We start from the raw sequence: 12,647 nt of genomic DNA on the forward strand, positions 1-12,647 counted from the left end.
CTATTTAATTAAATAACCACATGAATACAAGATTTACAGCTTTGTTTTTGACCTTATTTTTATTTGCAAGTAACGGCTACTCTCAAAAAAAGAATTCGTTTAATGTGAAAAAGCAACTCGAATATTGCGCAGAACAGGCATCGAAAACTTTAAAAGTAATTCCGGATGACGGAACTTCGCCAAGAACGGTTCCTAACGGAAGTAAGGATTGGAAATTTGTTAATTATAAAGATTGGACAAGTGGATTCTGGCCAGGAGAATTATGGTATTTGTACGAAGCAACGGGAGATAAAAAATGGGAAAAAGAAGCAGACAAGTTCAGTCAGTTTTTAAAACCTTTGTCGGTTAGCAAAGCTAACGATCATGATTTGGGTTTTCAGATTTTCAATAGTTTTGGAAACGGGTATCGGTTGACAAAAAATCCAGAATACAAAGATGTTATCCTGAAAACGGCAGATACTTTGGCAACACTTTTTAATCCAAAAGTAGGTACTATATTATCATGGCCTCACAATAAAATGGGTGGTCACAATACGATTATCGATAATATGATGAATTTAGAATTGCTTTTTTGGGCTTCTAAAAATGGCGGGAATAAAAAGTTGTATGACATTGCGGTAAAACATGCCGAAACTACGATGAACAATCATTTTAGGCCAGATTACACTTCGTATCATGTTATTATCTACGATTATGAAACTGGTAAAAAAATAAAAGGAAGAACCGCACAAGGTTATAGCGATGATAGTATGTGGGCGAGAGGCCAGGCGTGGGCTATTTATGGTTTTACGATGGTTTATAGAGAAACAAAAGATCCTAAGTTTTTAGATTTTGCACATAAACTGGCACGTGTTTATTTAGACAGATTAACGACAGAAGATTTAATTCCGTATTGGGATTTTAATGCGCCGGGAATACCTAATGAACCTAGGGATGCTTCGGCTGCAGCTATTGTTTCTTCGGCACTTATGGAGTTAAGTTTGTATACAAAAGATGCCAATCTTAAGAAAGAATTTTTAACAAAGTCCAAAAAGATGATTGTGTCACTTTCAGAGAATTACCAAAGTCATGACGTAAATTCGGCATTTTTACTTCATTCAACAGGACATAAACCTGCCGGAAGTGAAATAGATTGTTCGATAAATTATGCAGATTATTATTATCTTGAAGCACTTTTAAGACTTCAAAAATTAAAAAACTAATGCTATGATTAAAAGAATTATCCAAATTTCGTTTACCATTGCTCTTGTTGTAGTACTGGTAAGCTGTAAAAATGCAAAACAAAAACTTCAGGAATATGTCAAGACTTATAATAGTACGGCTGCAGGTTTTAAGGCTGATGATGTTACGCTTACAACCGCGAGAGGTTATATAAATGATGATAAAATCGAATTGCGTTTTGAAACCAATCTAGAGCAAAATGAATCTAATAAAGTAGAAGCGAATACATCATTTCCTAAGTTACTGAAAGAAATGATCAGTAAAAATCAAATTCCTAAAGAACTTGTTGAAGAAGGGATTCAGTTTGATGCTTATTTTTTGGCTGATGATAATACAGTTCTTGTAAAAGAGATTATAAACAAAGAATCCATAAATGAATTATTACAGTAATAGTTTATTTTATAATGGTAAAGAAGCCGCTTTAATTGTTTTTAAAGCGGCTTCTTTATTTGTTTTAAGTAGTCAATTTGATAAAATGAGGTCTCGGTTTTATTGTAAATGTTTATTTATTTTATGATAATTTATTTGTAGTTAAATAATTACATACTTTATTTTTATGAAATGATGTTGCTTTTGTTTGAAAAGTTCATTATGTTTGAGTTAAAAAATAATCTAAAACATAAAAATTTATGAAAAAAATTACCCAAATCGCATTTACTGTTATGATTGCTTTATTATTGGTAAGTTGTAAAAATACCAAACAAAAAATTCAGGAACATGTAAGTACTTATAATAATTCGTCATCAATAAAAGGAAGTGGGATTACCAGTACAACCGCAAAAGCATTTTTGAATGACAATAAAATTGAAATTAGAATTGAAACCAATTTAGAAGAAAACGACGCAAATAAATTGACTTACAAAGAGTCGTTTCCTGATTTGCTGAAAGAAATGATCAAAAATGATCAAATTTCAAAAACATTAATCGAAGAAGGAGTAAAATTTGATGTGTATTTTTTAGCGTATAATAATGCGATTCTTGCGCAGCGAGTAGTCGATAAAGAAGAATTAGCTGTTTTAGAAAACGGAGATTCTAAAGAAAAGGTAACTGCCAAACTATAGTTTTAAGAAAATAATAAAAGAAAAAGCCTCTTTGTTCAGATTACAAAGAGGCTTTATTTTTTTATCGTTTAGTAACATTGGTTAGAATATCCGGGAAATAAGAATCTGATAAATGACCAAACTCATCGCCGCGCATGAAGATATTAATATCAACATCAGCAAAGCTCTTTTTGCCTGCTGCTGCTAAAAGTTCATTGGCAGCATGTAAGGTGTTTTTGTGGAAATGATATACACGATCTGATTTATCAGTGACAACCAAACCTTTCATCAGCATTTTATTTTGGGTGGCAACTCCGGTAGGACATTCGTTATTATGACAACGTAAAGCCTGAATACAGCCTAGTGAAAACATAAAACCACGAGCGCTGTTACACATGTCGGCACCTAACGCAATTGCATGTAAAATAGAGTAACCCGAAATGATTTTTCCGCTGCCAATAATGCGTATTTTATCACGAATATTTAAACCTACTAAAGTTTTATTTACAAATATCAGGGCAGGTTCAAAAGGCATTCCGACACCATCGGCAAATTCTAACGGTGCAGCTCCGGTTCCGCCTTCTGCACCATCAATCGTGATGAAATCAGGGTAAGTATCCTCAGCAATCATTTCGTGACAAATAGCTTCAAATTCGGCTGTGTTTCCTATACATAATTTAAAACCAATAGGTTTTCCGTTTGATAATTCACGCAGTTGTGCAACAAAATGAATAAGCCCTTTTACATCTGAAAAAGCATGGTGACCAGGAGGAGAAAGAATCATTGTATGTGGCTCAACTCCTCTTATTTTAGCAATTTGTACGGTATTTTTAGCCGCTGGAAGTACACCTCCGTGACCAGGTTTTGCTCCTTGCGAAAGCTTAATCTCGATCATTTTAACATTAGGAAGATTGGCTTTTTCTGAAAATTTTTCAGGGCTGAAATTTCCCTCAGCATCACGGCATCCAAAATATCCTGTACCAATTTGCCAGGTAATATCTCCGCCGCCTTCAAGATGATAATCTGTTAAACCACCTTCTCCTGTATTTTGATAAAAGTTTCCTTTTTTCGCACCAATGTTGATGGCGCGAACTGCATTTTCGCTTAACGAACCAAAACTCATGGCCGAAACATTAAATATAGAAGCTAGATAAGGTTGCTTGCAATCTTTTCCTCCAACCAGTACACGAGGTAATTCTTCGTTGACCTTTGCCGGAAAAATAGAATGTTTTATCCCTTCATAACTATCATGATTTAGGTTTTGTTGCGTTCCAAAAGGTGTATTCGAATCGATATTTTTCGCCCTTTGATATACTAAGGAACGCTGATTTCTTGAAAAAGGTTTTCCGTCAGTAGATCTTTCGATAAAATATTGCTGAATTTCTGGCGCTATCATTTCAAATAAATACCTGAAATAACCCAAAACAGGAAAGTTTCTTAAAATAGCATGCTTTTTTTGTAGCGTATTATAAACACCAATAACTAATAATATCGGAATAATAATAACGAGTAAAAAACCGCGCTTGGTGTAAAAATAAATTGTAACAACAATTATAAACAATAAGAATCCGTAAATAAAGAATTTTTTTCTCATGTTCGTAAAAAATTAATGGGTAATAGTTTAATAATTAATTGAATCGCAGGCGCACATAAACGTGTTTTATGCCTTTTTTATCTGATTCTCTTTCGTCGATTTCAAGAATATCAGTCAGCGATTTTAACATTGGTGTAAGTTTAGAAAATCCATAATTTCTTGGGTCAAATTCTGGTTTTTTCTTTACAATTAAATTTCCAACATCTCCTAAAAATGCCCAGCCATCATCATCCTCAATATCTTCGATCGTAGCTTCGATAAGTTCGATGGTGGGAGCGTCAATTTTATGTAATGCTTTTTCAGCAGGTTTTTCTACCGGTTTTTTAGCATCGGCTGCGGCTGTTGTTTTTGGCTTTTTCTTCTGGATCGCACCGTCAAGAACTTCGATGTAAATAAATCGGTCGCAGGCAACAATAAAAGAATTTGGAGTCTTTTTTTCTCCAATACCAATTACTTTCATCCCGGACTCCCTTAGCCTTATGGCCAAACGGGTAAAATCACTATCACTGGAAACAATGCAAAATCCGTCAAGTTTTCCTGAATAGAGCAAATCCATGGCATCGATAATTAAAGCAGAATCTGATGAATTTTTACCTACCGTATAACTATATTGTTGGATGGGTGTAATGGCATGTTCTAGTAAAACAGCTTTCCATCCATTAGAATTTGGTTTGGTCCAATCTGCATAAATACGTTTTGTGGTTGGTGTGCCAAATTTTGTTATTTCTTCCATCATGCCTTTTACATTACTGTAAGGCACATTATCGGCATCAATAAGAACGGCTAATTTGAGATCTTTTGAGTTGCTTAAAGCCATTTTTTAGGTGTTAGAAAAATTAGTACTTCCAAAGGTAAAACTAAAATTGGTTTTTATTAGAATTTGATCCCGAATAAGTGTTTTGTGGTATATTAATTATTTTGGTTATAAATAAGAGTTTTATTATAATTAAAACTATTAAAGATAAACTTGTCTTTTATATTGAATTTGAATATATTTGTAGTTCAATCAACAAATTTTTCTATGTTTTCAAAAGCCTGCGAGTACGGAATCAGAGCTTCTATATTTATTGCTACTAAATCTTCAAAAGGAATTAGGGTTGGAATAAAAGATGTTGCCAAAGAAATTGATTCGCCAGAACCTTTTACGGCCAAGATAATGCAGATTTTAACTAAAAACGGAATCATCGAATCATCAAAAGGAGTAGGAGGAGGATTTGAAGTTTCTGATAGTGCTGTAAAATCGATTAAATTAATCCAGATTGTTGATGCGATAGATGGCGATACTATATATAAAGGTTGTGGTATAGGATTAAAAGAATGTTCAGAAACAAAACCTTGTCCGGTGCATAAAGAGTTTAAAAAAGTGCGCGAATTGCTTTTAGAGATGCTGACTAATACCACTTTAGAACAGCTTGCTTCAGGAGTAAAAAAGGGCGATTTTTTTCTAAGAATAAATGATAGAGAATAATATAAAAAATTAAAATAATTAGAAATGAATAAAAAAAATAAAATTTCGATTTTATTGCTAATGGGATGTTTGGCAATAACTTCTTGCGGAAAAAAAGATGCTGCAACAACAGACGAATCAACAGAAATAAACGAAAATACATCTGATGAAGGACATCCTGCAGCAGCGAGTAATGTTTTGGTTATTACAGGGGATGATCAAATGCAGTTTAATACGACAGAATTAAGAGCTGAAGCCGGAAAACCAATTACCTTAACGCTAAAACATATTGGTAAAATTCCTAAGCAGGCAATGGGACACAATATTGTGATTTTGCAGGAAGGTACCAATGAAGCAGATTTTGCTGTTAAAGCTGCAGCGGCTCAGGAAACAGATTATATCCCCGCCTCAGAAAAAGCGTCGATTATTGCTCATACCAAATTACTTGGCGGTGGAGAACAAGATACAGTCGAATTTACTATTGATAAAAAAGGAAGATATAATTTTTTATGTTCGTTTCCAGGACACTTTGCTATGATGAAGGGTGTTTTGATTGTAGAATAAATAAAAGGACTCTAATCCTCTTTTGGGTTAGGGTTTTTTCTTTAACTAATAAAAGATTAATTTGTCTTTTATTGAAAAGATATAGATATCAAAGAAAAAAAATAATAATGATTATGGAAAATTTAAGGGATAAAACAGTTGGGGCTTTTGTTGCAGAGGATTTTAGAACTGCAGCAGTGTTTTCAAAATATAAAATTGATTTTTGCTGTAAAGGACATAAAACAATTAATGAAGTTTGTATCAAGCAAAATGTAGATACAAGGGTTTTGCTTAAAAAGATCAACGAAGTCTTACTTGCTGAAGATTCGAATGCTATCGATTTTAACTCGTGGCCTTTGGATCTATTGGCAGATTATATCGAAAAAACGCATCATCGATATGTGGTAGATAAATCGGTGATTATAATTCAGTTTTTAAACAAACTTTGTAATGTTCATGGAGGCCGACATCCTGAATTGTTCAGGATAAATGAGTTGTTTAATCAATGTGTTACTGAATTATCACAACACATGAAAAAAGAAGAAGCCATTTTGTTTCCTTTTATTAAAAACATGGTAAAAGCTAAAGAAAGAGATGAAGCTGTTCTTCAGCCAGGTTTTGAATCAGTGACTAATCCAATTGCCATGATGATGCATGAACATGAAGTAGAAGGGGAGCGATTTGGTGAAATTTCTGATCTGACGAATGATTACACAGCGCCAAGCGAGGGCTGTACAACTTATAAAGTAACATTTGCAATGCTAAGAGAGTTTGAAGAAAACCTGCATACACATATTCATTTAGAAAATAATATATTGTTTCCTAAAGCTATTATTTTGGAAAAAGAATTTTCTTAAAATCATTTTTCTAAAAAAAAATGCACTGGCAGGTTGTTACAACTTTTCAGTGCATTTTCTACTAATTAAAAATTGATTACGTTTTTCTGAAATATTTTTAATCTCATTAAAAAATGAAATTCCTAACTAAAATAAGCGTACAAAAGAGCTGGATAATAGTTTGTCTTTTTAATTTTCTGATAGCTTCACTTAATGCATTTTTTTTATTTCCTGTAAATAATGTCAATTACAGCTTTTTGCTTTGCTTATTATTTCAACAATAGCAACAGTAGCCTTTCCGGTAAGTTGGTATGTCAAAAATGATTTAATAGGTATTGTTAATGGTATGAGTGTTATATTGCAACTTGTTGCCTTTATGTATTTTTATAAAATGCTAAAACCGCAGATTTCCTGGTTCAAAGCGGGTTTAAATACTACTGCAAAAAGCATTTATAGTTTTGCAATTTGTTCCTTATTTCTTAAAGTTATTGTTCAGCTACTGCTTTTATTTTCTGATATAGCTACATTGTCTCATTAAATTAGGGGGCTGGTAATAGGTTTTATTCATTTGACTACTTTAGGAATTATTACAGAATTTTTGCTTGGAATTCTGTTTCAGAACAATTTACTTTCGGATAAATCTTCTTTAGTTCAATCAGGAGTACAGTGTTTTATTTTTGGATATGTTTTTACAGAGATAATTCTGTTTCTGCATGGAGGACTTTTTTACTTTGGTAAAGGATTATTGCCAGGATATTATGAAGCTATTTTTGGAGCAAGTGTATTAATTGTTTTGGGTTTGGTATTGATTATTACATCAGAAATTAAAATAAAAAAATAAGGGCCGATTAATTAAAATCGCCCTTATCTCTTACTAATGAATCAATCTATTTAAAATGCGTAATTTTTTAGTTTATGGTTGTTGTTAATTGTTGATATAAAATGTTTGTTTAAAGTCAATTTAGCTTTGTTTTTAATACAATGTAAAATTAAGGGACGGTTTTGTCTTTTATAATGATAAAAGTCATGTTGCAGAATATCATTGTTTAAATTTGAAATTCTCTGTGATTCTAAAATTAATTTATAGTCGGGAAGCGTTAAAAATAAATACGATTTGATCGATGTTACCTGATTTTTTTAATAAAAATAAAGGGCAAACTCGATTTTAGAATAATAATCATTATTTTTGCACCCTGTTAAATGAAAATTATTACTTCAAAATATATTTATGGTAAAAGATTTATTCGAAAGAATTCAGAACAATAAAGGACCATTAGGAAAATGGGCTTCACAAGCTGAGGGATATTTTGTATTCCCTAAATTAGAAGGGGAACTTGGTCCAAGAATGAAATTTGGTGGAAAAGATATTTTAAATTGGAGTTTGAATGACTATTTAGGTCTTGCGAATCATCCGGAGGTTCGTCAGGCGGATATTGATGCTGCAACTCAGTTTGGAGCAGCTTACCCAATGGGAGCTCGTATGATGTCAGGACATACTAAATATCATGAGCAATTAGAAAACGAATTAGCTGAGTTCGTAATGAAACCGGCTGCATATTTATTGAATTTTGGTTATCAAGGAATGGTATCTATCATTGATGCTTTGGTAACTAAAAACGATATTATTGTTTACGATGTAGATTCTCATGCTTGTATCATTGATGGTGTTCGTTTGCATATGGGTAAACGTTTTACTTACAAGCACAATGATCTTGAAAGTATGGAGAAAAACCTGCAGCGTGCTACTAAAATGGCAACAGAAACAGGCGGAGGTATTTTATTTATTACCGAAGGTGTTTTTGGAATGCGAGGACAACAGGGTAAACTAAAAGAAATTGTAGCTCTAAAAGAAAAATATAATTTCCGTTTATTAGTAGATGATGCACACGGTTTTGGTACTCTTGGTAAAACAGGAGCCGGAGCAGGTGAGGAGCAGGGAGTTCAGGACGGTATCGATGTTTACTTTTCTACTTTTGCAAAATCAATGGCTAATATTGGAGCTTTTGTAGCTGCTGATCAGGATATTATTGATTATTTAAAATACAACTTACGTTCTCAAATGTTTGCAAAAGCATTGCCAATGATTCAAACCATTGGCTCATTGAAACGTTTAGAATTATTGCGTAATCACCCTGAGTTGAAAGACAAACTTTGGGAAAACGTAAATGCATTACAAAACGGATTACGTTCAAGAAACTTCAATATTGGAGATACAAATACTTGTGTAACACCAGTTTATTTAGAAGGAAGTGTTCCGGAAGCAATGGTAATGGTAAACGATTTAAGAGAAAACTACGGTATTTTCTTGTCGATTGTAATTTATCCGGTAATCCCAAAAGGAATTATTTTGTTAAGGATGATTCCAACAACTTCACATACTTTGGCTGATATCGATGAAACGTTAACAGCATTTGAAGCAATACGTGAAAAATTAGAGAACGGTACTTATAAAGAAATTGCAAGCAGAACCACAGTAGATCTGGATGCTTAATTTCTAGAAAATAAATTCCTGATATGGGAATTATGTAAAAAAATCCATTCGTTATGCGAATGGATTTTTTTTATTTAAAGTAATTTTATATCAACTAATTTTAAAAACAAAAGAACATGAAGAAAATACTAGCCGTTACAATTATTACTTTAAGTGTTTTTGCTTCTTGTAAAAAAGATCAAGTTGCAGAACCGGTAGAAATTACACCAAAAGCACCAAAAGAAGCTCAAATCGTTGAGCCATCAGGAGATCAATGTTATGCATCAACAGGTGCCAGTAAAATTGAACTGAGTTATAATGTTAACTCACATCAGGAAGTAAATGGAAAATTAAGCTATAATATAGCCGGAAAAGATAAAAATGAAGGGACTTTGATAGGGAATATGAAAGGTGATACTTTGATTGCCGATTATACTTTTATGTCAGAAGGAGTTTCATCTATCAGAGAGGTTGCTTTTATTGAAAGAGAAGGGATTCTTTATGAAGGATATGGTGATGTTGTAGAAGCAAATGGTAAAGTTTCCTTTAAGGATAAAAAACTACTAAAATTTGATCAAAAAAATACATTGACAAAAGTTGATTGTAAAGCAGAATAATCTCTTTATTCCGCTATTATTAAAAAATCCATTCTTTAGGGAGAATGGATTTTTTAGTTTTATATTTTGCTATGGTTTTATTTTATTTACGTAATCACTTGAATTTCCGTTCCAATAACATTTTTTGCATCGGTGATTTACAAATTCATGCTGGCAATTTTTATATCCGTACAAAACACTTGCGCATTCAGGACATAAATTTTCCATTATGGAAGATTGTTTATAAAACTCACTTTCGCATTCATTACAAATTTTAATGATTGGCATTTAATATTTTTAATGTTTAAACTCAAAACTAAAGATATTTCAGATATGTTTTTCTTTGGCAATGAATTTTTGGATCAAAGTTTTTCCAAAGTAAATGAATAGCTGTATTTTCGGCTAATTCAGGAGTTCTAATGCAATTTTGAATTCCTTTTTCTGAAAATGTTTTATAGTATTCATCAAAAATGATAGCTGTAACTCCTTTGTTTTGGTAATCCGGATGAACTCCGATAAGGTAAAAAACAACATCTTTACTTTGTTTTCGTGCTTTTAATAGATGAATAAATCCAAACGGAAATAGTTTTCCTTTTGCTTTTTGCAAAGCCTCAGAAAAACTTGGCATTACAATACTAAAAGCCACCAGATTATCTTCTTTATCCACAACAAATTTAATATATTCAGGATTGATAAAACTGATGTATTTCTTCTTGAAATATTCTTTCTGAACATCTGAGATCGCTACAAACGAAGCCAATTTAGCATAAGATTCATTAAACAAATCAAACATTTTATCCACGTGTGGCATAATGTCTTTTGTTTTGGTAAAGGTTAGTGATCTTAAACCGTATCTTTTTTTGATTAATTCCTGTGCTTTGAGAAAAAATTCAGGTTTAACATTCGAAAACGGAAAAATACTTTCGATATATTCCTTTTCTACCTGAAAGCCCAATTGTTCAAAATGGGTCACATAATAAGGATTGTTGTACCATGTAATCATGGTTCCCATCTGGTTATAACCTTCTGTAAGAACACCAACTTTGTCCAGGTTCGAAAATCCCATTGGACCTTCAACGTGTTCCAGACTATGTTGTCTTCCTAATTCGTATACTTTTTCTAATAAAGCTTTTGTTGCTTCGATATCATCGATAACATCAAACCATCCAAAACGAACCTTTCTTTTGTGCTGATTATTGACTTCAGCCCAATTGATGATGGCTGTGATTCTTCCCACAATTTGATTGTCTTTGTAGGCCAGATAAAAATAGGCTTCGGCATTATCAAAAGCAGGATTTTTTGTTTTGTCAAAAGACTCTAGTTCATCTGCAATAATAGGCGGAACCCAATACGGATTGTCTTTATAGAGAGAAAACGGAAATTTCACATAGTCGGTTAATTCCTTTTTGGTTTTGGCTTCTTTAATTGTAATCATTAAGATTCAGTATGTAAATTGTCTCTTTATTTAGAGAAGTTGGTTATTAAAATTATTCGTATTTCGCTTTACGCTTTCTTTCTTTTGCCTGGTAATCGATTTCTCTTTGTTCCATCTGATTGTCCTTGTTCTTTTTTGCTTTTTCTTTACCTTTAAACTCCATTTGTTTTTCTTTGTAACTTCCGTCATAACGCCACGAAACACCAACTCCGCCATATAAAACTGAAGGTGTGTTTTTGAAATTGGTACTAACAGAAGCATCAACCTGAAGATTAGAATTGATTAAATAAGCAGCTCCGCCACGAACAATGGCATCACTGTAGAAATCGCTTTTATAACCTTGATTTTCAACAAAACCAGACCATTTGTCATTAAATCCGTGTGTTAGTGTTAATACGTAACCATAACTAGGATAATCGGTTGTAATATAATCGGCAATAATATTGGTTACAAATACCCATTTTCCTCCTCCAAATAAATTTTGCGTAATCAAAGCCACTTTAGGCGATATTGCAGATTGCGGAGAAAAGTAATACGGATTGTCAGCTCCGGTAAAATTGGCTCCTGCAAAAATAGAAACTGCAGGAATTAGTTCATGCCAGTTAAAACTATGATTGGCTTTGTAACTGTATATATTGGCTTCTTTTTTGTAATTTTTATAAGGATCGTAAACTAAATATTTCGCTCCTAAAACGGTTTGTCTGAAATTATTCTTTTTATAGCTGGTGTATGGAGTATCAAAATTTTCCATTTGATATTGTATGTCCAGAATCAATTCTAATTTTTCTAAAAATGCACCATAGCGCAGGGTTAAATCTGTACCAAAACCACTTGCATCATAATTTAATAAATCGTGTTTTTCTTTGATGCCGTAAACACCAAGTTCTGCCTGAATTACAGATTTTCCAACTGCATACGCAGACATTGTTTCACCCGGACGATTAGAGTTAATAACATCAGTATATTGCGCGAAAAATAATTGAGGAACTAAACAAAGAGTTGCAATAAATAAGTTTTTATTTTTTAACATAAACGTTTTTTTTGATTAAAAAGTAATAACGCATTTCAAATGTACTATATTTTATTATTTATTTAAGATTGATATTTTAATTTTAAACAATGGATTTATTAATTTTGGAAAAAAATTATATGATCATGCAAGAAGCATCTTTTACAAATTTGTTTAAAACGATAATGTGGATTATTGCGTTTTATTATATTTTTAAATTTTTAGCTAAAATCTTTTTGCCGGTATTGGTAAAGAAAGCGGTTGAAAAAGCAGGAGAGAATTTTCAGAGACAACAACAATATAGTCAGGATACTACATGGCAAAAAACACGTTCGAATAATGATGAAATTATTATCGATACGGCCAATGCAAAAAAGCCACGCGAAACCAAAAAGGTGGGCGATTATGTTGATTACGAAGAAATAGATTAAGTTTGTGTCCTAGAGTTATAGGATT

14 protein-coding genes are annotated in these 12,647 nt (G+C 32.5%); 10 read left to right on the top strand and 4 right to left on the bottom strand.

From position 1 onward, the window contains the following. Positions 1–20 precede the first annotated feature (20 nt). The 3 genes from IRZ78_RS04555 to IRZ78_RS04565 all read left to right on the top strand — a co-directional run bounded on the left by IRZ78_RS04555 (position 21) and on the right by IRZ78_RS04565 (position 2,282). A complete protein-coding gene (locus IRZ78_RS04555) occupies positions 21–1,202 on the top strand; it encodes a glycoside hydrolase family 88 protein (protein WP_194615394.1) in 1,182 nt (393 codons plus the stop codon). A 4-nt stretch (positions 1,203–1,206) separates the two neighbouring features. Then, positions 1,207–1,611, top strand: a complete 405-nt coding sequence (locus IRZ78_RS04560; protein WP_194615395.1) for a hypothetical protein — start codon at positions 1,207–1,209, stop codon at positions 1,609–1,611. Between the two features lie 239 nt (positions 1,612–1,850). Then, the gene (locus IRZ78_RS04565) at positions 1,851–2,282 is read left to right on the top strand and encodes a hypothetical protein (RefSeq protein WP_194615396.1); all 432 of its coding nucleotides are present in this window, start codon (positions 1,851–1,853) and stop codon (positions 2,280–2,282) included. Between the two features lie 61 nt (positions 2,283–2,343). On the opposite strand, the gene IRZ78_RS04570 is transcribed toward IRZ78_RS04565, so the two are convergent. Both IRZ78_RS04570 and IRZ78_RS04575 read right to left on the bottom strand, forming a co-directional pair. Then, positions 2,344–3,855 (bottom strand): FMN-binding glutamate synthase family protein, encoded by a 1,512-nt coding sequence (locus IRZ78_RS04570; protein WP_194615397.1) that lies wholly within the window; start codon positions 3,853–3,855, stop codon positions 2,344–2,346. Between the two features lie 34 nt (positions 3,856–3,889). After that, complete coding sequence (locus tag IRZ78_RS04575) at positions 3,890–4,672, bottom strand: NYN domain-containing protein (RefSeq protein ID WP_065447804.1); 783 nt, start codon at positions 4,670–4,672, stop codon at positions 3,890–3,892. A gap of 204 nt (positions 4,673–4,876) precedes the next feature. Between IRZ78_RS04575 and IRZ78_RS04580 the strand changes: the two genes are divergently transcribed. The 6 genes from IRZ78_RS04580 (at position 4,877) to IRZ78_RS04605 (ending at position 9,768) form a co-directional block, all read left to right on the top strand. Further along, positions 4,877–5,323, top strand: a complete 447-nt coding sequence (locus IRZ78_RS04580) for an Rrf2 family transcriptional regulator (protein WP_194615398.1) — start codon at positions 4,877–4,879, stop codon at positions 5,321–5,323. A gap of 24 nt (positions 5,324–5,347) precedes the next feature. After that, on the top strand, positions 5,348–5,866 hold the full coding sequence (azu, locus tag IRZ78_RS04585) for an azurin (RefSeq protein ID WP_194615399.1): 519 nt from the start codon (positions 5,348–5,350) through the stop codon (positions 5,864–5,866). 113 nt (positions 5,867–5,979) lie between these two features. Then, positions 5,980–6,702 carry an iron-sulfur cluster repair di-iron protein gene (gene ric / locus IRZ78_RS04590; protein WP_194615400.1) on the top strand — a complete coding sequence of 241 codons (723 nt, stop codon included), beginning with the start codon at positions 5,980–5,982 and terminating at the stop codon, positions 6,700–6,702. Between the two features lie 547 nt (positions 6,703–7,249). Next, the gene (locus IRZ78_RS04595; protein WP_194615401.1) at positions 7,250–7,522 is read left to right on the top strand and encodes a hypothetical protein; all 273 of its coding nucleotides are present in this window, start codon (positions 7,250–7,252) and stop codon (positions 7,520–7,522) included. A gap of 387 nt (positions 7,523–7,909) precedes the next feature. After that, on the top strand, positions 7,910–9,172 hold the full coding sequence (locus IRZ78_RS04600; RefSeq protein WP_194615402.1) for a pyridoxal phosphate-dependent aminotransferase family protein: 1,263 nt from the start codon (positions 7,910–7,912) through the stop codon (positions 9,170–9,172). A 116-nt stretch (positions 9,173–9,288) separates the two neighbouring features. Beyond that, the gene (locus IRZ78_RS04605; protein WP_194615403.1) at positions 9,289–9,768 is read left to right on the top strand and encodes a hypothetical protein; all 480 of its coding nucleotides are present in this window, start codon (positions 9,289–9,291) and stop codon (positions 9,766–9,768) included. A 295-nt stretch (positions 9,769–10,063) separates the two neighbouring features. On the opposite strand, the gene IRZ78_RS04610 is transcribed toward IRZ78_RS04605, so the two are convergent. Together IRZ78_RS04610 and IRZ78_RS04615 are read right to left on the bottom strand one after the other, a co-directional pair. Next, positions 10,064–11,182 (bottom strand): GTP cyclohydrolase, encoded by a 1,119-nt coding sequence (locus IRZ78_RS04610; protein ID WP_194615404.1) that lies wholly within the window; start codon positions 11,180–11,182, stop codon positions 10,064–10,066. Positions 11,183–11,234: 52 nt separating this feature from the next. After that, complete coding sequence (locus IRZ78_RS04615; protein WP_194615405.1) at positions 11,235–12,212, bottom strand: transporter; 978 nt, start codon at positions 12,210–12,212, stop codon at positions 11,235–11,237. Positions 12,213–12,301: 89 nt separating this feature from the next. Here IRZ78_RS04615 and IRZ78_RS04620 point away from each other — a divergent pair, with 89 nt between their 5' ends. Then, positions 12,302–12,622 carry a DUF4834 family protein gene (locus IRZ78_RS04620; protein ID WP_228520363.1) on the top strand — a complete coding sequence of 107 codons (321 nt, stop codon included), beginning with the start codon at positions 12,302–12,304 and terminating at the stop codon, positions 12,620–12,622. Positions 12,623–12,647 lie beyond the last annotated feature (25 nt).

Source organism: Flavobacterium sp. CSZ (assembly GCF_015350725.1).
Lineage (GTDB): Bacteria > Bacteroidota > Bacteroidia > Flavobacteriales > Flavobacteriaceae > Flavobacterium.